We start from the raw sequence: 18,696 nt of genomic DNA, 5'->3' as shown, positions 1-18,696 counted from the left end.
CTGTGCACTGCCTTGACCCAGTCGATTGGAGAGCTTTCGATCTTGTCGGCGGCATCGAAGGCTCGGAACGCCGAATGTCCACAGAGCCCTGCCAGACCAACCGCGAGAAGCCCGGCAGTCATGGCGGTTCCGCTACTCGGCGGTCCGAATCTTGGCCCACCGTAGGGAAAACCGGGCGGATAACCCGCCGGGCATCGGCGCGTACGGAGAAGGGTACGGCTGGCCGGGGTGTACCGGATAGGGCGCCTGATAGCCGCCCGGAGGCGGCCCCCCTTGCGGTCCATACGGATAGCTCATATGCCGACTTCCCCTCTCGCGCTCTTGCGGGGAAACCCTACCGGCCACGGCCGTGACGATGTCATCATGGCCACCGTCACGGGAGCCTCTGCAATTGCGGTAGTTCGGTCGGTTCAATGGGCGCAATCGGGGACGGCTACGAACGCGCGCTAGCCGAATCCTGATGGAGCAGAATGCAATCGAATCGTACGGTGAAGTCCGGGAAGGCAAACCGGCACCCGCAACCGGTGACCTGATTCTCGCAACTAGGCGGACACGACCTGAAGGCAGGCCGCAAAGCGGTCCCAACCCTTGACGGTTCACTTCAGGAGGTACGAGTACAGCGTTCCCGCGATCGGTACATCGGCGGCACGAGCGAGAGTCTTTGCAGGAGACGGTAATCCACATGCTCGTTTGGGCCTCGAGTTCGATCGGGTACGCTGCTGGGGAGATCGCAAGGAGGGGGCCAATGCGCGCACCGCGCTGGAAATCGGTGGTCCAGTTACTAATAACCGGGGTGCAGTATGACCGATTTCACGGTTGACGTCGCCAGTCTTGTTGGGTTCAAGCTGGATCTGCAGGACCTCGGGACCAACTTCTCTACGAACACGTCTCGTCTGCTGCCGGGCGTGACACTGCCTGCCGGGTCGACGGGGCTCATCGCAACGCTGGCGCCAGCGTGCGAGAAGTTCAAAAGCGCGATACCTTCAGCGCATCGGACTGATCTGACCGCTATCGAAGCACTGGCAACGGACCTTGGCGCAGCGGGCAGTGGATATCGGGCCAGCGATCAAAACTCCGCTGATGCGATCGTGGCGATCACGCCTGGAGGCGCGGCGGGATCGAATCAGGCGGACGACTCCCGAGATGCGAAGCGGTTCATTGGTTTACAATTGCCCAACCTGTCGGAGGTTCAGGAGAACCAGTACACAGTCCGCCAGGTTGTCACGTCTGCCGTCGACAAGATCTCTGCTTACGACGAACGGTTGAGCGCCACTGTCGGATTCAAGCCAGCGGCGGACTACCTGACCCCATTGGTCGCGGACTGGGAGGCGTTGCAAGCCATTGGTAAGCGGATCGGGCTGCTCGGCATCAACGACTACGTCACCTCGGAAAATCTCATAAGCGGCACCAGATGGCTACAGGGAAGCTGGTCCGGAGATGCGTCGCGGTCGTTCGCAACAAGCGCCAATACACTCGGACAATCAGTCGCCGGGCGAAGCATGGATCTGGACACTGTGGCAAAGATCGTAGAAAACGGCGGAGCCTGCCTTGAGCGTTTGGTCTACAACCAGGCAATGGGATTGAGCAGCGGAATCCTGGAACCGAAGTCCTTTCTTGGTGCCACGTTCCCGCTTGATGTGTGGGCACAGCTGATCAATAGTCCGGCCAGCGAATCGATCAGGTCGGAGCTCACCGCAGCCTTCGATTCACTGAAACAGTCGGCGCAGTCGCGGCAGACCGCGATCACAACGATGATCGATAAGATCTCGACTGCATTGGATTATGCGCCCGGGCGCGTGGCACCGTCCTATAATGCGAGCGAATTCGAGCTTGCGGACAAGGTTGTCGTCGACCTCGGTGCTACTAAGTATGGATTCGGAAATAACGTGTGGTGGGAGGACGGCATTGTCTCCTCCTGATTGGCCATGGCGTCCATAAATCGCCGATTTGGATCGGAATAAGGATCGGGATTACAAGTTTGATGCAAGGGGAGGGCACTGATGTCATCGCAAATCCCGGGTATGCCGATGCCGTTGCCGCCGACAGACCCGGGACAGGGCGCACACGGGTCGCAACCCTGGTATAGCCGAGCCGACGACTACGCGTTCGCGGAGACGGTAACTGTTGCGATAGGCGTGGCGGATGGGCTGGGGTGGACCCATGCGGCTGCTCACTTGAGGCACTATCTCGAAAATACCGGCAAAGATCTGACCCTCGACCCGGATCAGATCATGAATGAAGATCCCACACTCAAGCAGAAGGCCGACAAAGTCGTAAACGATTACGTGAGGTACCTCGCCGGCGACCCGGCCAACTACGGCAAGACGATTCCGTTCCAGGTGCCATGGGAGGCCGATCATTCTTTTAGCAAAAGCAGTCAACCGGACTGGTATTATGCCATAGGCTCAGTGCATGTCACGGCCAGTGGCGTAGCTGAGATTCATAGTCCCGACACCGAAGGCGCGCAACCCCGTGTCACGGTCGACTTCCAAATCCATCTGTTCGACCGCTACAACTGGGACAGCGAAACTGCGGATTCGAAGGGGAAGGGCGTCACAATCGGTTCGATCGCGATCGATGACCGCCGGATGGGTGCGTTGCATACGGCTGGATTGGCCAAGGAGTTCAATATGCTCGGTTCATCGGTGGTGAAACGGTATGACGGGGTAATAGCCAATGGCTCAGTCGACTCAACTGGGCCCGAAAGCGTCAGGGACACCCGTGTCGACCCGACTCGGACCTTTTAGGATTTTTAAATGAAACGTCTATGGTGGGCACTGACTGCCATCGCGGTCATGGTGGTGGTGTCGATGGCTGGGGCCGGGTGTGGCCGCTTCGTAGAAGTCGACACAGGGGCGGATGTCGAGACCTCGACCAGTCCGGAGTTAGTGCGAGAAGCGACCGAGTACGGTGGATGGACGCTTCCGTCGAACGGGAAGGTTCTCCTGGCCAGGAAGGAAGTAATTCGCGATACAGAATACAAACTCGCGGTGGAGATGTCTCCCACTGACCTGGCCTGGATGCTGGACAAGTCCGGATTCGTAGCCGATTTCAGGAAACTGTTCGAAACCTCTCTTGTGACAACTATTGCCGGGCCCGATCTCGCCTCGTCACCGAATGTGCAAAAGGCCCAGGACACGTTCACTTCACCGAAGGGGAAGGTGATGTTTCGCAGGGTGGCAGTCGATGAACGTACCGCTGAAATTCGAATAGTCCACATCGAGTTCCAAGGCATCTGAAACGGCATGCCGGGCTGCCGATCGGGATGCAGCCCTTCCATGGGAGCGGCTGGGGTGCCCTGTCGACGACGCAGGGCAAGCGAGGAATGCGGTGGGCCGTATAGGCAGCAGGTCGAAGACGAGGCTCTGCCACCGCGCGGCCGGATACGCGCGTGAGTCTCCAACCTCAACGGTCGCTGGCCCGACCCTGGCGATCTCGACGAGTACGCTGCCGACGACAGTCCATGGGCGAACGAGCCGTTGATCGATAGTGCCAGCGGCCCGTTCATCTACTTCGCCACCATGTACAGCAAGGCCGATGAACTAGCGGCTTTCGCTGCTGAGCGCGCGAAGGCGCGCGGCTTGATGTGTTTCGACGTGAACGAGGACCGGTTGCTGATGTGACAGCCGGACGTCTGTGACGGGCGAGTGGTTTCGCGCCTTGAAACCCGCTCGAGCGGCGCTCCGAGTGGCAATGATGAACACCTGAGCCGTCGGCGGACGGACCGGACCATCTGCACCGGGGAGACACAGTGGTAATCGCGGCCGATGAGGTTGTACTGAGCGACAATTGGTGGCGCGCCATCATCGCTGTCTTGGCTGTGATCGTCGGCTTCGTCTTGAAGGAAGTCGCCGATCAGCTGCGCGATCGCAAGAAGGTCAAGCGCTTGACCTACAGCTTGAACGTCGGTTCGACGTTGGCCGATGTTCCGCAGAAGCTGGCGCAGAAGGTGTCCGTGCAGTTCGGCGGAGTGCCGGTGGAAGGACAGGTCTACGAGGTCACGTGCCGGGTCGAGAATACCGGCCACTTGGTCGTGAAAGAGGAGTATCTGCGGTTCAGCTATCCCGAACGTTGCCAGATTCTGGAGGCGTACGTACTCGGCGATCCGCCGCTGGAGTACGGGATCAAGGAAGCCCCGCTCGCAGGTCAGGCGGTCGGTGATCAGCGTTGGGTTGTGGGGCACCTGGAACGTCGCCAGTCGGTGAGTTTCGGTTTCCTCGTCGCGGGTCCGACGGCGACGGCGCCGCAGCTTTTCGGCCACAACGACGAGGGCGATGTCGAGCTGAACCCGAAGGGGAGGACCGCGGATCGCGAAGACGCGTCCCACGTTCGCCCATTGCTGACGTACGTCTTGCTCGGCCTGTTGGTGCCCACCCTCCCGTTGTACGAGCTGGGCGAATCGATCAGTGCCCTGGTGCGATTGGTTCTTCTGCTCCTGACGATTCCGCACCTTTACCCGGTCGGGCGTGTGCTGGCTGCCTTCCTCACCCGGGCCGACGATGCGGCAAGCACTACCGCAGACGTCTTCATCAGTCAGGCGAGTGTGGGCGGCAATATCACCATCGCGAGCCGAGGGAGCGACCTCGCGTTCGGCGCGTCTCAGACCCGCCCGGACGAGCAACCGGTGGTCTAGGACCAGGTCACCCGGTCGATGGGATTACCTCACCAGCTTGTCGCGTGCGGAGGCGAGGCAGTCGGCTGTGTGACTGGCTCCGACTGAATACGGCTATAGGTCAGGATGATTCGCCAATTCGTCCGAGCCTGCAGGTGGTCGAGCTGTCCTCGGCGACGAATCGAATGGCTCAACGCCGGGTCTGAACCACGCTCCACAACCTCCGCGGCAAGGCCCCTTCTTCGAAGTCATCGATCCGCCGTAGGTCCCACCCCTCGGCGAGCGCGTCGACGAAAGCGCGGGAGAAGAAGTGCACCGCGAAGCCGCCCTGTTCGAAGATGTCGTCGCCGTGGTCGATGCCGGTGCCGTAGTGCGCGTCACCGGTGTGGCGCACCGTGTAGAAGAGGATGCCTCCCGGGCGCAGCACACGGTGAATCTCACGGACGAGAGCGCAGATCTCCTCGCTGGAGAGCGCCATGCACAGCAGCATGTGGGCGTACACCGCGTCGTACGACGCGGCGGGGAGCGGCAGCGGCGCGCGGACGTCGATGATCCCGGTGGTCAGCCCTTCGACGGCCTCGCCGTCGGCGCGCTCGCGCAGCTGACGGAGTCCGACCTCGCTGAAATCGGTGGCGTGCACGGTGAAACCAGCCCGGGCGAAATGCAACGCATCCCGGCCATGGCCAGCCCCCAGCTCGAGAATCGTGCGGGCGCCGACCGCGCCGAAGATCTGTGCGGCCTGTATCGCGGGCGTCGAAGGCGTCTCGCCGTACATGGCAGGGTTGGCCCGATAGGTCGACTGCCAGTGCTGACGCTGGATATCGCCCAGGTCAGCGTGGTCGCCGCCGCTCGCCGCATCCTCGCTCGTCACGGACACCATTATCGCCGGGTGATCGGGGCGGACCGCAGAGGCGGAATGGTTCGACGCTCGGCCGACAGCGGTCGCGACGGACTTTTACAGAGGAAGCAGCCGCCTCTCTGATCACACCCGGCCCGCCAGCGGCGGCGTGGTGTCCAGCCCCAGCTCCTCCCACGGCGGACAAGAACCGGTGCTGCGTGGTCCACAGACGATTCAGCAACTCGGGCGGCACCTCCTCGGCGGTGCAGCCGGCGCGGGTGGCGGCGATCTGCCGGGCGATCGTGACCACTTCCAGGCAAGCGTTGGACACATCGATGGACGTGCACACCATTCTGGTCGCCATCCACGCGGAGTCGAGCCGGACTTTGTGATCAGGCCGGCGGCGCGGGCGATCCGGCCTGCCGGTGCGGTCCGCTTGATGCCGATGTCGGACAGGCTGTCGCCGAGAACGATCAGATTCTGAATGGGGGTCGGGGCAGGATGCATGAGAACTCCACGGCTTGGTTTCGGACCGCCGGGTCCGCGTAACAGCGTGCACGTGGCTCCGGACGCTCATGAAAGTCGAAGTGGCACAAAATGTTCCGAGCAGTTAGCGGATACGTCGCCGATGCCGCCGCCGGAGCGCGAATGCCTGCATCCCGGCCATCGGCGGGCGCGTCGCCGATGGCCGGGCGAGCCGAGGAGGTCAGGCGCCGAGCGGAGCTCGGTGCAGCACGAGTTTGGTGATGTGCGCTCGATACGCTCTGGTGCGTCTTCCCAGTCGGCGAGCAGGGTGGTGACCTCCTCGGCCGCGAAGCCGGTGCGGGCGACGAAGTCGAGCAGGTCCGGCAGGACCGGACGTACGTGCGAGATACCGATCTTCAGTGTGGCGTCGTTGGCGTACATGTGCATCAGCGGCACCTTCGTCCCGGGCGGCAGGTAGTAGCCGACAGCTGCGCAGATTCCGCCCGGTTGCAGTGCGCGCAGCGCGAGGTCGGCGGCGGTGGAGGTGCCTTCCACGACGATGTCGTAGCGGCGCGCGGGCAGGTCCGCGTGGCGGAGTTCGCCCTTGCCGACCGGATGCGCTCGGGAGCCCAGCTTTTCGGCGATCTATAGACGCTCTGAGCGGTGGTCGACGTAGTCGACGACCTCGGCGCCATGCGCGACGGCCAGACCGGCGGCGTAGAGCCCGATGCTCTGTGCCGCGCCGCCGAGAACGAGCACCGAGCCTCCCGGTCGTGCGGCCAGCGCCGGGACGACGCAGCGCCATCCGTCCGCGAGATTGTCGCCGGCGGCGGCCACCCGCAGCGGGTCGAGACCCGCGGGCAGGCGCACGAGCATGTGGTCGGCGTACGGGATGCGTAAGCGGTCGGCGACCATGCCGCAGTTCCCGCATCAGCCGCGCTGTCCCTGCGCCATGGCCTTCAGTTCGGCGAAGCGCACGATATTGCCCGCCGCGCCCCAAGTGCCTTCGGGCTGTTCGTGAATGAGCACCCACACCCGCAGCGCCGCGCCTTGGTCGAGACCGGCCGCCGCGAGGACCTCCGCGGTCACCTGCTCGACCAGGCCCTGTTTGCGGCGATCGGACAGCGCGCCTTCCGGCACGGTGACGTCCACCCGGAAACGGGGCAAGTCGTCCTCCGCGCTGACGAACGCGCCTTCGGGCGTCTCGTCGATCCGGCACCAGGCCAGCGCGCGGAAGAACGCCGTGTCCGGCGCGCCTTCCCAATGCAGCAGCGTGGCGGCAAGGGTCTTCTGCAACCCGCCGCGGACCTCGGCCGACAGAACGCCGCTGGGCAGGGTGAGCTGGATCATCGGCATGACAACACCTCCGTTATAACGACTGTTATAAACAGGGACGGTACGCTATAACGGTCGTTATGGGCAAGAGAGGTGTGTGATGGCGCAGTCGGAGGCGCGGAATCGGATGGTGGCGGGCGCGGCCGACATGCTGCGGCGGCGTGGCCTGAACGCGACCAGCGTGCGGGAGCTCGCCAAACATTCCGGCGCCCCGCTCGGCTCGACCTATCACTACTTCCCCGGCGGCAAGGCGCAGCTTGCCGCCGAGGCGGTCCGTTTCGCCGACGCCATCACCGTGCGCAAATTGGCCAAGGAGTTGTCCGCGGGGCCGGTCGCCGGGCTGCGGGTATTCGTGGATATGTGGCGAAAGGTCGTGCTGGACAGTGATTTCCGGGCTGGTTGCCCAGTCCTCGCGGTCTCGGTGGAAGACCAGCCAGACGAGGACGACGAACCGCGCCGCGCGGCGGCCGAAGCCTTCGATCGGTGGACCGTGTTGTTGACCGATTCGCTGCGCGCACACGGCGCGACCGAGGATGCCGCCCAGCGGACCGCAACGCTGATCGTCGCCTCGATCGAGGGCACCGTCGCGATGTGCCGGGCTCAGCGCAGCATCGATGCGCTCGACAAGACCGCCGACGCTCTCGAATCTGTCGTCCGCGCCGTCACCGATTCCGCCGGGGACTGAGCCGATACCCGGGCCGAACTCACCCGAAGGACGGTGTGCGCTTGTCCAGGAACGCCGCGACCGGTCAGGCGCGCACGAACAGACGCAACGCTTCCTCGACCACGGCCTCCCGCGTGCGACCGTCGGGATCGGCGTCCGGGCGCAGCCAGATGGACGCGTGGTTGAGGATGCCGTGCAGGCAGTGCAGTGCCACCGACGGGTCGGGGCAATCGAATTCCCCTGCGTCGACGCCCTCGTCGACGACCCTGCGGAAGATCCGGTCGTGGCGGCGGCGCATGGTCTTGATCGCGTCGCCGTGCTCGGCGGGCCACGGTGCTGGGAACGAGAAGAGCGCGCCGACCTCCGGATACAGCACGGTCAGCACATGCAGCTGCCCGGCGACGAGCGCACGCAACTGCTCGGTCGGCGACTGCTCCGCCACGGTGTCGAGGACTTCTCCGAGCCGGGTCAGCACGTCGGTGGTGAGCTTTTCCAGCGCCGCCGAGACGAGCGCGTCCTTGCTCGGGAAATAGTGGTAGAGCGTGGCTTTCGCGATGTCGGTGCGCTCGGCGACATCCTCGAAGCGCAGGCCCTGATAGCCGCTGCTGGACAGGATCTGCAGCGCCGCGGCGATCATCTCCGCCTTGCGGCGGTCGCGACGCCGTGCCGCCCGCCCGGTGGACGCGGCGGTGTCCTCTCCCACGGTCGATGTCACCGCCCGATCTTATCCGGCCGGATCGTCGGTCGATCCACTGCCGAGTTCGGCGGTGAACCCTTCCGCATATTCTTCGACCCGGTCACCTCAGCTCGGCATCGCGGAGGGGAACTTCGGCGCACGCTTCTCCCGCAGCGCGGCCACGCCTTCCGCGACGTCAGGGCCGAGGAACGTCAGCATTTCGTAGGCGGCGGACTGATCGAAAATCGGCCCCGCGGTGCGCAACCAGTTGTTCAGGCTGCGCTTGGTGAGCCGGATCGCCTGCTGTGATCCGGTTGCGAGGACGTCGGCGACCCGCAGCGCCTCGTCGAGGACGCGATCGCGCGGGACCGCCTTGGCGACCATGCCGATGCGTTCGGCCTCGGCGCCGGTGATCATCTCGCCGGTCAGCAAGTAGTAGCGAGCCTTCGCCATTCCCGCGAGCAAAGGCCAGATGATGGCCGCGTGATCACCCGCGGCGACGCCGAGCCGGACATGCCCGTCGCCTATGCGGGCGTCCTCGGCGGCGATGGCGACATCGGCGAGCAGCGCGGCGACCGTGCCCGCGCCGACCGCGACGCCGTTGATCGCCGACACGATCGGCTTGTCGCAGTTGACGATGTTGTAGACCAGGTCGCTCACCTCCCGCAGCATGTGCGAGACCCGGTCGTAGTCGCCTGCCATCCGCTCGACCATGCCCAGATCGCCGCCCGCGCAGAACGCCTCGCCCGCCCCGGTGACGACCGCGACCCGCACCTCGGGATCGTCCGAGATGTCGTTCCACACCCGCGTGAGCTCGGTGTGCATCGTCTCGTCGGCGGCGTTGTATTTCTCCGGCCGATCCAGCGTGACCAGCAGGACCCCGTTCTCCCGCCGCGAGAACGTCAACTGCTGGTAGTCGGCGAACCTCGACACGATGGCTCCTCTCGTTCGGCCGCGCCCCTGCAGAGAGCGTGAAGTCAACCACAAAGGTGGCTACCCGACTAGTATGAACGAAATTCGACCCTTAGGTTGAGATATGCGGCCCCGTGTCGTGAGCCCGGGCCGCAGCACGCACAGAAAGGCGCTTCTCCTTGACCGGAACGGCCGAACCCGAGTCCTATTTCGAGCGGGTCGATGCCCACTCCTTCGTCCCCACGCGCCACGCGGGCGGCGCGTGGGCAGCCGACGAGCAGCACTTCAGTCCGCTTGGCGGGCTCCTCGTGCACGAAATCGAGCGAACGCGGGCGCGCGAAGGCAGGCCCGATCTGGTGCTGAGCCGCATCACCTTCGACATCCTCGGCCGCATCGCGTTCCAGCGGTTCGACATCCACGTCGAGACGATCCGGGCGGGCCGCACCATCGAACTCGTGGAGGCCACCGTCCTCATCGACGGCCGCGCCACCGTCTCGGCCCGCGCGTGGTTCATGACGACCCAGGACACCGGCATCGTCGCGGGCGGCGAACCGGAGGCGATCGCGGCTCCCGAGACCCTGTCGTCCTGGCCGCTGACCTCCGTATGGCCCGGCGGTTACATCGAGTCGCTGGACGCCCGGCCTGTCGGCATCCCGCAGCCCGGCCGGACCACCGCGTGGATATCCTCGCCCCTCGATCTCGTTTCCGGCGAACAGGCCAGCGCTCTCGCGTCCTATGTGGCCCTGGTCGATACCGCCAACGGCATCGCGGTCCGCCAGGAACCCACCAAGTGGATGTTCCCCAACGTCGATCTGACCATCCATCTGTACCGGCAGCCCGAGGGACGGTGGACGGGACTCGACACCGCCGTCACCTTCGGCCACGCGGGCCAAGGCCTCACCAGCACGGTGTTGCACGATGTCCGCGGACCCGTTGGGCAGGCGCAGCAGATCCTCACCGTCCGTCCACAGCCGGACGCGCTGCCAACAGGTCAGTAGCGCCGGTCGATGGCTTCCGGGATCTCCCATTCGTCGGTGATGGCGAGAGCGTTCTCGGCGCGGCGCCGAGCTGCGGCGAGGAGAGTGTGCGAGTGCCTGCTGCGCTTGGTCAGCTCGTAGCGGCGAGCTCCCAGATTTGTGGTGGTCTGGAGCTCGTAGTCGAGATCGTCGACCTCCCGGTGGAGTTCCTCGATCCTTTCCAACCTCGGCTGCTCGCCGAGGTTCTCGAGCTCGTCGATGGTGTCGCCGAACCGGTCTTCCAGACTGCGCATTGCGCGTCCTCCCCTGTATCACCGTGTGCCCCTTGCAATCTCAGAGTATGACGGAATCCGTTGTCCGGCTGAACATCGGACCGGTACGCGGAGCCGCGCAGATCGAGTCGTGCGCGGTGGATCGATCGATTGCAGAAGTGCCCGATTCGGGCGTACCAGCCGCGCTTTGGCTAGCATCTGACCGAAACGTACGGGTTTTGGTGTGGAATGGGCGGAAGCTCAGCGGCGGTATGGGGGCCCATGAAACAGATATTGTTCTCGGCGATGATCGCGCTGGCGGTCTCGATCATGGTGACGCCCTTTTTGATTCAGGCATTCGCCACCAGAAACTTCGGTCAGGAAATCCGGGTCGACGGGCCTGCCAGCCACCAGGCCAAGCGCGGCACCCCGACGATGGGCGGCATCGCCATCATCGCCGGTCTGTGGGCCGGTTACCTCGGCGCACATCTGCTCGTCGGGGACGATGGCGTGGAAGGTCTGTCGGCTTCCGCGCTGCTCGTCCTCGGTTTGGCGACGGCGCTCGGCGTCGTCGGGTTCCTCGACGACTCGATCAAGCTGCGCAAACAGCGCAATCTCGGCCTCACGGCCACCGGCAAGTACGTCGGCCAGCTCTCCGCCGCCGTGCTCTTCGGCGTGCTGGCATTGCGCTTCCCCGACAGTACCGGGCTGACGCCTGCCAGTCGGCACCTGTCCTATGTACGGGATATCACCACGGTGTCGTTGGGGCTGATCGCCTTTCTGCTCGTGGTCTGTTTCCTCGTGGTGGCCTGGTCCAACGCCGTGAACATCACCGACGGCCTCGACGGACTGGCGGCCGGATCGATGAGCTTCGCGCTCGGCGCCTACGTGATCGTCACGTTCTGGCAGTACGCCAACGCCTGCTCGACCGCGCCGGCCGTCGGCTGCTACCAGGTGCGTGACCCGCTCGATCTCGCGATGGTGTGCGCCTCGGGCGTCGGCGCGTGCATCGGGTTCCTCTGGTGGAACGCCGCGCCGGCGAAGATCTTCATGGGCGACACCGGTTCGCTGGCGCTGGGCGGCCTGCTCGCCGGGCTATCGATCACCACCCGGACGGAGGTGCTCATGGCGGTGGTCGGCGCACTGTTCTGCGCCGAAATCCTTTCGGTGCTGCTGCAAATCGTCGTCTTCCGCACAACGGGCCGCCGCTTCTTCAAAATGGCGCCGTTCCATCACCATTTCGAACTCAGCAACTGGGCCGAAACCACGGTGATCATCCGCTTCTGGCTGCTCGCCGGCATAGCCGCAGCCCTCGGCCTCATCCTCTTCTACGGCGAATACCTCGCCGTCGTCGGCTGACCTCGCAAGCCATCCGCAGGGGTAGCAGCCTGCGCGAGGCGTACGAACTTCTGCGACGCCGGAGTGCGCCGCGTTGGTGTCGCGTGGTCGCCCGGAGCGAATCGAATTGTCTCACAGCGGGATCGGCGTCGCGCTGCTAGAGTCGCGCGCAAGCCTGAGGGAGGTGAGGCTTGGTGATCGTGGGGCGCGCCGAGCTGCTCGAACTGATCGACACCCTGGTGCGGGTTCCGAGGGGGAATACCGAGACGACCGGGAATCCCGTGCTGGTGCTGGAAGGGTACGGCGGCGCGGGACGCACCACCGTGCTCGAACAGGCGCTGGACCGGTGGCAGCGACGGACACCGACCGTGCTGGTCCGGCCGCTGGAACGTCCCTACGACCAATACAATCCGGCCCGCCCGGTACTCGCCGCGGCCATGCTCGGCCTGAGCATGGATCTGCCCGGCTTCCCGATCGCGTTTCCGCGCATCGTGGTGGCGCAGCTCGCGATCAACGAGAACTTCACGGATGTTCCGGCGACCGAGCATCGGGAGCGATTGCGCACGGTGCTGAACCGCTACCGTGACCGCGCCGCGCTGGTCGGCTTCATCGGAGATCTGGTCGGGCTGGCAGGCGCGCAGGCCGCCAACATCAAGGTGCCCGGCGCCGCGGTGATCGCGCCGACGCTGAGCGAGCACCTGTCGAACCTCGTGGTCGCCAGGCTCACCCGCGGCAGGCTGATCACCAAGATCACCTGGGGTTCGGCGGTCTCGTGGTATGGACACCAGGATCTCGGGCTGCGGGCCGACGCCGAGACCGTGCTCGTCGAACTCGCCATCAAAGCGGCCAGCGAGGATCCGGAGATCCGGCGCGGCGTGGACGACCTGCTGATCAGCGCCTTCCTCGCCGACCTGCGCCACAGCGCGGCTCGGGTCGCGGGACGCCCGTCGAATGTCGTCGTGCTGCTCGACGACGGCGACGCCCCGGCCGCGATCGCGTTCACGAGCGCGCTGCTGCGCTCGCGCAAGGCGATGGCCGCCGCCGGATCGTCGCTGACCGATCCGCTGACCCTGATCACTGCCAGCTCAGGCGTTTTGGCGGAGGAACTCGACGGGCAGGTCCCGGCCGCCGCGACGTGGACGTCGCGGCAGCGCGCCGACCCCGCCGCTCGTGACGCGTGGGCGCGGTTGCCGCTGAGCGATCTTTCCGAATTCGAGGTCAAGACCCTCGCGAAGGAAGTCACCGCGATCGAGGCGGATCGCATCGGCGCCCAGGTGTATCGGCTCACCGACGGACATCCCTCCGCGACCGGCTATGTGCTGAACCGGATCAAGCAGGCGCGGCAGCGGGCCGACGATCTGGAAGCGCTGTTGTGCGACAACCACGCTGGGCCGGGGACCGCCGTCCAACGCCATCTGCTCGGTTTCTTCGCCAGGGATCTGCACCCGCGCAAGCAACTCGACCAGGACATCCTCGACGCGCTCGTCACCGTTTCCGGGGCCCGGACCAAGGGCGACGCGCTCCGGTTGCTCACCCTGTTGCCGTCCGAATTCGGCGACCGTTCGGCGCTGTTCCGATCGCCGACGCTGTGGAGCGCACCCACCGTCGACGGCGTGCTGCCTGCCTTCGCGCGGCGCATGGGGCTGCGCGAGCTCGCCGGGCGTACACGAGACACGCCGCCGGGCTGGGACCGCGTGTTCGGCACGCTGCTCGACACGGTGGGCTCGGGGGATCGTGCGAGCAGGCTGCACTACACCCGATTGCTGCACGGCGGCGGCGCCATCGTGGACGAACTCGCCGGACTGCTGTCGACCTCGGACACGAGCGAGTGGTTGACACTGTTCGACGAGATCGTGGAGATCTCGGATCCGCGCAGGCCGGATGCCGCGCTCATCGACGGCAGCGACCACGCCACCAGCCCCGCCGAACACATCGCGGTGCTGCTCGCCGTGGCGCCCGCGATCGAGTCGGATCTGCGGATCACCACCGTGCGGCGCAGGGAGATCCTGTGCGCGCGGGCGGCGCACAGCTTCGACCGGCTCGCCGATCACGCCACCGACCGAACTCCGATCCTGCTGCGCGCCAACGAGTATCACGATTGTGCGCGCCGATCCCGTTGACCCGACCTCGATGAGGAGCCCGCTGTGGAGTCGCGTTACTGGGTAGGCATATTCCCGAAGCGAAGCAGGCCGATGCCGCGCCCGTGGACGGACTGGGTGCGGCTGGGCGCGGTGGTGATTCTGGTGGTCGGCACGCTGAGCGGGATCATCGCCCATGACCCGCTCCGGCGCCTGGCCACCTGCAACGACGGGTGGCCGAGCACTGCGGCGTGGGCGGCGGGCGACGAGTGCGTCGGATTGTCGGAGGGGTCTTACGCTTTCGGGCTGCCCGCGTTCGAACACGTGATGCGGGTGATCGATGAACAGAACCGCACCGCGCCCGACGGATGTCCCGGCACGCCGGTGACCATCGGCGTGCTGCTGACCATGACCGACGAGCTCGCGGGCAGCCGCGCGGTGCACGAACTGGAGGGGATGGCCGTCGGCCAGCGGCGGGCCAACGACACCGGATGCGTTCATCCGATGCGGCTCGTCGTCGGCAATCTCGGCGACTACGGCGACGGCGCCGCGACGGCGGTGGCGCGAAAGCTGGCGCGGCGCGGCGATGTGGTCGCCGTCGCGGGCGTCGGTTTGAGCGACCAGGCCACCGCGGAAGTCGCCGATCTGCTTGCCGCCGAGAAGATTCCGATGGTGTCGGACCTTGTCACCGCCGAGGGCTTCGATCAGTCCGGTTCCACGGGCGACGATCCCGATTTCACCCGGTGCGACAAGGACATCACCTACCCGCACGGCGTCGGCAAGGACTACTTCTACCGGGTCGCCTTCCGTGTCGCGACGCAGGCCAATGCGCTCGGCGCGGTGGCGCCGAGCAGGCCGGATTTCGTGATGGTCCCCACCGGCGGATCGGACCCATACACCTGCACGACGCTGCCCTTCCTGCACAGGCAGTACGGCGGCGACCTGCTGGAGGTGAAATTCGATGCCGAGGAGCCGACTACCGTGTCGCAGACCGCCCGGCGGGTCTGCGCGACAGCCAAGGACGTGACGATCGCCTATCTGGCTCGCGGACGCGACCTCGGCCGCTTGCTCTACAGCCTGGACGAGGCCTACACCAATGGTCAGTGCGCGGCGGCCTCGATCACCGTGCTGAGCACCTCCGACGGAAACCGGCTGCGCACTGTGGAATCCGACGCCGCGCTCGAAGATCTGCGCAGCAAGGCGCTGAGTTCGCGGAGCTTCACCGGTGGACGGGTGCGTCTGCTGTTCACCCGCGTCGCGGGCGCAGACGGACCCGACCAGGGCAACCCGCAGTGGTCGGCCTTCGAAGACGCCTACGCCGCAGCCGGATTCGACCTCGCGCACATCGGCGACGGCTGGGCGGTCAACGCCTACGACGCGTTGACCACCGTCGCCACCGCGGTGCGCGCACTCCCGGCCGCATCGACCGTGCAGCGCAGCCAGGTCAACATCACCATCGGCGGATTCACCTCGCCCGACCTGGCCGTGGCCGGCGCGGGCGGCCCGATCGTCTTCGACAACAGCGGCAACCGCGCCGGTCCCGGTCCGGCGGTCGTCCGGCTGTGTCCGGTGGGCAGTCCCGGCGCCCGGCCGTACGTGCCGACCGTCGAGGTGAAGCCAGGCGAGCCGACGCCCGAGTGTGCGCGCCGAGCGTGACTTCGCAAGGGGCACTGAGGATTCGACGGTCGAGCGGCGTTGTCGGCGGTGCGTGATACGGTACGGCGCGGACGGCGATAGGTCGTCCGTACGGGGTGAGGGGGAGTGCCTGAACATGAACTACCGCAACAAGCTGACGCAACTCCTGCTGGCGACGGCATTGGTGACGGGCCTCGGCGCGATGTTCCCCGCGGCCGCGAACGCACAGGGTGTCGCCTATCCCGGCATGACGATCACGACCGGCGAGAGCATTTGCTCGGTCGGCGCGACCGGACACATGGGTGAGGCGAAGTACGCGGTGACCGCCGCGCACTGCTTCCAAGAAGGACGGCGCGTCTACGACGAGAATGGCAGGCTGATCGGCTGGTACGAGCAGAGCCACGGCGACGACGCCACCATCGGCGGCATCGGGTTCGCGCTCATCAGGCTGGCCGCCGGGGTAGGGGTCTCGGCCTCGCTCGGCAACTTCGGCATCGAGTCCACCTACACCGATGCCCGAGTGGGACAGGAGGTCTGCCATGTCGGGTGGGCCACCAACTGGACCTGCGGCCGGGTCAGCGAGGTCGGCGATACCTTCTTCGTCGCGGATTTCGCTGCCGACAAGGGTGATTCGGGCGGCATCGTCTACTTCCCGACGCCGCAGGGACGCGCGGCCTTTCTCGGCATCGTGATCGGCACCCTGGAATCCGGCGGCGTGCTGGTCGAGTCGGCCAACTATCTGCGCGACGCCATCGACGCCCATGCCCAGGGGCCTGACCACTTCCGTTGGTACGTCGAGTGATTCGGGAAGGAGAGCGAGACAGGTCGTCCCGCTCTCCCGGCGTGACTCGCTAGCGGCCCTGGTGGCTGTTCTGCCCGCCGAGGCGCTTGGCCTCGGTCGGCTGGGCTGCGGCGCCCTTCTTGCCCGCTTCGGCGGCCCGCCTCGGGTCGTTGTCGAAGCTGCCGCCGCTGGCCTTGCCGCCCTGGCTGGCGATCCTACGCTGCTGCTCGGAATCCAGTGCCGCGAAACCTCGTTGGTTGTCTGCCATGATCATCCTCCCTCGGAAGGTCGGCGGTTGCGATGGCGCCGGATTGCGCCACCATTCGTGGCGCTACCCGGGACCGCGGCGGGCAAACGTGGGCGGTTCCGATCTCGGGCAGCGGACGTCGTCGTTACCGCCTACCCTCGACCTCGGCGGGGGCGGTGGAAGGGGAGTAATCATGGGACATATCGAGCACTCGGCTGCCGGCCGCGCGCCGGTGGATTTCACGTTCGCGTACGTGGCCGACTACCGCAATGTGCCGAAGTGGCTGTTCGGGATTCGGCACTACACGCCGGTCGGGGAGCAGACCTCCGGTGTCGGCGCGGTATTCGACACGGCCGTGCAGCTCGGCCCGACCACCCTGCATCTGCGCGTCGAGATCGTCGAATGGGAAGACGGCGCGGCGATTACGCTGCACGCGGTCAAGGGCATCGAGGGCACGGTGCGCTGGAGGTTCGAGGCCGTCGATCAGGAGACCACCGAGATCGGCGTGGTGGTCGACTACCGGGTGCCCGGCGGATTGGCCGGGCGCGCGCTGGACAAGATCCTTCGGACGTTCGTCGAACCGGCCATCCGGCACACCGAGAAGAGCTTGCGCGAACAGGTGCTCGCCGCGTACGGCGAGTCACTCGACAGCGCTCCCGAGCGCTGAGAACGATCCGGCCCCGGGACGCCTGTCGTACGCTGAGCCGATCGCGACGGCAGGAGTTCTCGGTGGGCACATCTTTGGTCAAGGGTCAGAACGGACCCGTGGCGGCGGCGCGGGTCGTGGTGTCGGTGCGCACCGAGGCGGCAGTCGATCTGTCGGCGCTGCTGGTCACCGAATCCGGCACGGTGCGGTCCGACGCGGACTTCGTCTTCTTCAACCAGCCCGTAGCGCCCGCGTGGAACTGACCTCGACGACGCCCGCGGCGCTGGCGATATCCCCTGCGGCGCTGCCCGGAGAGATCGCGCAGGTGCGCGCGGTGCTGACCTTGGACGATGCCACCGATACCTTCGGACGCTCGGCGCCGCCGATCGCCACCATCGCGGACGAACGCGGAAATGTGCTGTACGAGTACGTGATCGATGGCCTGGGAGCCGAATCGGTCGTGATCGCCCTCGAGCTCTACCGGCGAGGTGCGCAGTGGAAGGTGCGCGCCGTCGGTCAGGGATACGCGGGTGGGTTCGCCGCGCTGGTCACCGATCACGGAGTCGTCGTCGACGACGAACTCGACCCGTCGCAGAGCGCCGATCCGAGCCCCGCGCCGCCGCTCACACCCGCGCTACCGTCCGTAGTGGCTGCGGCGGACTCGGCTGCCAGGTTGACATCGCACGCCCATACCGTGGTGGCCGGAGCGTCGCCGTCGGCGACTGTTCCTGCGTCCGAGTCCGTCCCGATGCCCGCGGCCGTCGGGGAACCCGGGTCCGCCCTGGCTCGAGGGAAGCGGTCCCTCGAGCCGGATGTGCGCACCGTACCCGGCGAGGCGAAACTTTCCCTCGAGAAGCGCACCGTGCTGGATCTGCGTAAGCGCGAGGTCGCCAAGGTCCTGATCGACAAGGATGCGATCGGCGTTCGGGCGCGGGTGGTGCTGGTCATCGACAAGACCGGCAGCATGGTCAAGCAGTACCGGAAGAAGGTCGTGCATCGCGTGGTGGAACGGATGATCCCGGTCGCCACCCAGCTCGACGACGACGGAACGCTCGAGGCCTACCTGTACGCGCTGTCGTACACCAGGCTGCCGGATATCGCGGTGGCGGATGCCGATCGGTGGTCCGAGACCTACCTGCATCTGAGTGGCACGCACGCGGGCATCGACTACAGCGGACTCGGCGGCCGCAACGACGAATTGCCGATCATGCGCGCGGTCATCGATTCGTTGCGGCCCGGCG

The 18,696-nt window shown here is 66.1% G+C and carries 23 protein-coding genes; 15 read left to right on the top strand and 8 right to left on the bottom strand.

The genetic code is table 11. The features are described 5' to 3' along the window. Window positions 1-800: 800 nt before the first annotated feature. The 5 genes from NX1_RS11370 (at window position 801) to NX1_RS11355 (ending at window position 4,633) form a co-directional block, all read left to right on the top strand. A complete protein-coding gene (locus NX1_RS11370) occupies window positions 801-1,919 on the top strand; it encodes a hypothetical protein (protein WP_068057477.1) in 1,119 nt (372 codons plus the stop codon). Window positions 1,920-2,000: 81 nt separating this feature from the next. After that, a complete protein-coding gene (locus NX1_RS11365; protein ID WP_157119679.1) occupies window positions 2,001-2,747 on the top strand; it encodes a hypothetical protein in 747 nt (248 codons plus the stop codon). Window positions 2,748-2,756: 9 nt separating this feature from the next. Next, window positions 2,757-3,239, top strand: a complete 483-nt coding sequence (locus NX1_RS11360; protein WP_084501334.1) for a hypothetical protein — start codon at window positions 2,757-2,759, stop codon at window positions 3,237-3,239. A 240-nt stretch (window positions 3,240-3,479) separates the two neighbouring features. Then, the gene (locus tag NX1_RS36150) at window positions 3,480-3,623 is read left to right on the top strand and encodes a hypothetical protein (protein ID WP_157119678.1); all 144 of its coding nucleotides are present in this window, start codon (window positions 3,480-3,482) and stop codon (window positions 3,621-3,623) included. Between the two features lie 128 nt (window positions 3,624-3,751). Beyond that, complete coding sequence (locus NX1_RS11355; RefSeq protein ID WP_068057473.1) at window positions 3,752-4,633, top strand: hypothetical protein; 882 nt, start codon at window positions 3,752-3,754, stop codon at window positions 4,631-4,633. A gap of 169 nt (window positions 4,634-4,802) precedes the next feature. Here the strand turns inward: NX1_RS11355 and NX1_RS11350 are convergent, their stop codons facing one another. Then, window positions 4,803-5,483 carry a class I SAM-dependent methyltransferase gene (locus NX1_RS11350; RefSeq protein ID WP_245668441.1) on the bottom strand — a complete coding sequence of 227 codons (681 nt, stop codon included), beginning with the start codon at window positions 5,481-5,483 and terminating at the stop codon, window positions 4,803-4,805. Between the two features lie 185 nt (window positions 5,484-5,668). On the opposite strand from NX1_RS11350, the gene NX1_RS36145 reads away from it, so the two are divergent. Then, window positions 5,669-5,842, top strand: a complete 174-nt coding sequence (locus NX1_RS36145) for a hypothetical protein (RefSeq protein ID WP_157119677.1) — start codon at window positions 5,669-5,671, stop codon at window positions 5,840-5,842. Window positions 5,843-6,023: 181 nt separating this feature from the next. Here the strand turns inward: NX1_RS36145 and NX1_RS37895 are convergent, their stop codons facing one another. The 3 genes from NX1_RS37895 to NX1_RS11340 all read right to left on the bottom strand — a co-directional run bounded on the left by NX1_RS37895 (window position 6,024) and on the right by NX1_RS11340 (window position 7,271). Next, window positions 6,024-6,362: a hypothetical protein gene (locus NX1_RS37895; RefSeq protein ID WP_245668440.1), complete on the bottom strand. Its 339-nt coding sequence runs from the start codon at window positions 6,360-6,362 to the stop codon at window positions 6,024-6,026. A 198-nt stretch (window positions 6,363-6,560) separates the two neighbouring features. Further along, entirely contained in the window at window positions 6,561-6,830 is a 270-nt protein-coding gene (locus NX1_RS37890; protein WP_245668439.1) for an MDR/zinc-dependent alcohol dehydrogenase-like family protein, read from the bottom strand. 15 nt (window positions 6,831-6,845) lie between these two features. Beyond that, on the bottom strand, window positions 6,846-7,271 hold the full coding sequence (locus tag NX1_RS11340) for a tautomerase family protein (RefSeq protein WP_068057469.1): 426 nt from the start codon (window positions 7,269-7,271) through the stop codon (window positions 6,846-6,848). Between the two features lie 79 nt (window positions 7,272-7,350). On the opposite strand from NX1_RS11340, the gene NX1_RS11335 reads away from it, so the two are divergent. Beyond that, window positions 7,351-7,935, top strand: coding sequence for a TetR/AcrR family transcriptional regulator (locus tag NX1_RS11335; RefSeq protein WP_068057467.1), 585 nt, complete (start codon window positions 7,351-7,353; stop codon window positions 7,933-7,935). 64 nt (window positions 7,936-7,999) lie between these two features. On the opposite strand, the gene NX1_RS11330 is transcribed toward NX1_RS11335, so the two are convergent. Then, entirely contained in the window at window positions 8,000-8,629 is a 630-nt protein-coding gene (locus tag NX1_RS11330; protein WP_068057465.1) for a TetR/AcrR family transcriptional regulator, read from the bottom strand. An 87-nt stretch (window positions 8,630-8,716) separates the two neighbouring features. Then, on the bottom strand, window positions 8,717-9,523 hold the full coding sequence (locus NX1_RS11325; RefSeq protein WP_068057463.1) for an enoyl-CoA hydratase/isomerase family protein: 807 nt from the start codon (window positions 9,521-9,523) through the stop codon (window positions 8,717-8,719). A gap of 158 nt (window positions 9,524-9,681) precedes the next feature. Here NX1_RS11325 and NX1_RS11320 point away from each other — a divergent pair, with 158 nt between their 5' ends. Beyond that, complete coding sequence (locus NX1_RS11320) at window positions 9,682-10,500, top strand: thioesterase family protein (protein WP_068057461.1); 819 nt, start codon at window positions 9,682-9,684, stop codon at window positions 10,498-10,500. Here NX1_RS11320 and NX1_RS11315 read toward each other — a convergent pair. Then, complete coding sequence (locus tag NX1_RS11315; RefSeq protein WP_068057458.1) at window positions 10,494-10,772, bottom strand: hypothetical protein; 279 nt, start codon at window positions 10,770-10,772, stop codon at window positions 10,494-10,496. The two genes, NX1_RS11320 and NX1_RS11315, sit on opposite strands and share 7 nt — an antisense overlap. Before the next feature lie 240 nt (window positions 10,773-11,012). On the opposite strand from NX1_RS11315, the gene mraY reads away from it, so the two are divergent. From mraY to NX1_RS11295, 4 genes are all read left to right on the top strand, one after another. Beyond that, window positions 11,013-12,089, top strand: coding sequence for a phospho-N-acetylmuramoyl-pentapeptide-transferase (gene mraY / locus NX1_RS11310; RefSeq protein ID WP_068057456.1), 1,077 nt, complete (start codon window positions 11,013-11,015; stop codon window positions 12,087-12,089). Window positions 12,090-12,259: 170 nt separating this feature from the next. After that, on the top strand, window positions 12,260-14,188 hold the full coding sequence (locus NX1_RS11305; RefSeq protein ID WP_157119676.1) for a hypothetical protein: 1,929 nt from the start codon (window positions 12,260-12,262) through the stop codon (window positions 14,186-14,188). A 72-nt stretch (window positions 14,189-14,260) separates the two neighbouring features. Then, window positions 14,261-15,802: an ABC transporter substrate-binding protein gene (locus tag NX1_RS11300; RefSeq protein ID WP_218024104.1), complete on the top strand. Its 1,542-nt coding sequence runs from the start codon at window positions 14,261-14,263 to the stop codon at window positions 15,800-15,802. 115 nt (window positions 15,803-15,917) lie between these two features. Next, window positions 15,918-16,583 carry a trypsin-like serine protease gene (locus NX1_RS11295; RefSeq protein WP_068057450.1) on the top strand — a complete coding sequence of 222 codons (666 nt, stop codon included), beginning with the start codon at window positions 15,918-15,920 and terminating at the stop codon, window positions 16,581-16,583. A gap of 49 nt (window positions 16,584-16,632) precedes the next feature. Here NX1_RS11295 and NX1_RS11290 read toward each other — a convergent pair whose 3' ends face one another. After that, the gene (locus NX1_RS11290) at window positions 16,633-16,830 is read right to left on the bottom strand and encodes a KGG domain-containing protein (protein WP_068057534.1); all 198 of its coding nucleotides are present in this window, start codon (window positions 16,828-16,830) and stop codon (window positions 16,633-16,635) included. A gap of 172 nt (window positions 16,831-17,002) precedes the next feature. Here NX1_RS11290 and NX1_RS11285 point away from each other — a divergent pair, with 172 nt between their 5' ends. The 3 genes from NX1_RS11285 to NX1_RS37210 form a co-directional block, all read left to right on the top strand. Beyond that, window positions 17,003-17,476 carry an SRPBCC family protein gene (locus tag NX1_RS11285; protein ID WP_068057446.1) on the top strand — a complete coding sequence of 158 codons (474 nt, stop codon included), beginning with the start codon at window positions 17,003-17,005 and terminating at the stop codon, window positions 17,474-17,476. Between the two features lie 62 nt (window positions 17,477-17,538). Continuing rightward, complete coding sequence (locus NX1_RS37885; protein ID WP_245668438.1) at window positions 17,539-17,718, top strand: TerD family protein; 180 nt, start codon at window positions 17,539-17,541, stop codon at window positions 17,716-17,718. Next, the coding region (locus NX1_RS37210) for a VWA domain-containing protein (RefSeq protein ID WP_245668437.1) at window positions 17,709-18,696 on the top strand (988 nt) is incomplete at its 3' end. The genes NX1_RS37885 and NX1_RS37210, both read left to right, overlap by 10 nt.

The organism is Nocardia xishanensis NBRC 101358 (assembly GCF_001613365.1).
Taxonomy (GTDB): domain Bacteria; phylum Actinomycetota; class Actinomycetes; order Mycobacteriales; family Mycobacteriaceae; genus Nocardia; species Nocardia xishanensis.
Note: the sequence above shows the minus strand (reverse complement) of the source record. Positions and strands in the feature narration are given on the sequence as shown.

What these genes read in the sequence shown, in the direction of transcription:
- NX1_RS11370 (WP_068057477.1), top strand. Translation starts at nt 801, where the DNA reads ATGACCGATTTCACGGTTGACGTCGCCAGTCTTGTTGGGTTCAAGCTG.
- NX1_RS11365 (WP_157119679.1), top strand. Translation starts at nt 2,001, where the DNA reads ATGTCATCGCAAATCCCGGGTATGCCGATGCCGTTGCCGCCGACAGAC.
- NX1_RS11360 (WP_084501334.1), top strand. Translation starts at nt 2,757, where the DNA reads ATGAAACGTCTATGGTGGGCACTGACTGCCATCGCGGTCATGGTGGTG.
- NX1_RS37895 (WP_245668440.1), bottom strand. Translation starts at nt 6,362, where the DNA reads ATGCACATGTACGCCAACGACGCCACACTGAAGATCGGTATCTCGCAC.
- NX1_RS37890 (WP_245668439.1), bottom strand. Translation starts at nt 6,830, where the DNA reads ATGGTCGCCGACCGCTTACGCATCCCGTACGCCGACCACATGCTCGTG.
- NX1_RS11340 (WP_068057469.1), bottom strand. Translation starts at nt 7,271, where the DNA reads ATGCCGATGATCCAGCTCACCCTGCCCAGCGGCGTTCTGTCGGCCGAG.
- NX1_RS11335 (WP_068057467.1), top strand. Translation starts at nt 7,351, where the DNA reads ATGGCGCAGTCGGAGGCGCGGAATCGGATGGTGGCGGGCGCGGCCGAC.
- NX1_RS11315 (WP_068057458.1), bottom strand. Translation starts at nt 10,772, where the DNA reads ATGCGCAGTCTGGAAGACCGGTTCGGCGACACCATCGACGAGCTCGAG.
- mraY (WP_068057456.1), top strand. Translation starts at nt 11,013, where the DNA reads ATGAAACAGATATTGTTCTCGGCGATGATCGCGCTGGCGGTCTCGATC.
- NX1_RS11300 (WP_218024104.1), top strand. Translation starts at nt 14,261, where the DNA reads ATGCCGCGCCCGTGGACGGACTGGGTGCGGCTGGGCGCGGTGGTGATT.
- NX1_RS11295 (WP_068057450.1), top strand. Translation starts at nt 15,918, where the DNA reads ATGAACTACCGCAACAAGCTGACGCAACTCCTGCTGGCGACGGCATTG.
- NX1_RS11290 (WP_068057534.1), bottom strand. Translation starts at nt 16,830, where the DNA reads ATGGCAGACAACCAACGAGGTTTCGCGGCACTGGATTCCGAGCAGCAG.
- NX1_RS11285 (WP_068057446.1), top strand. Translation starts at nt 17,003, where the DNA reads ATGGGACATATCGAGCACTCGGCTGCCGGCCGCGCGCCGGTGGATTTC.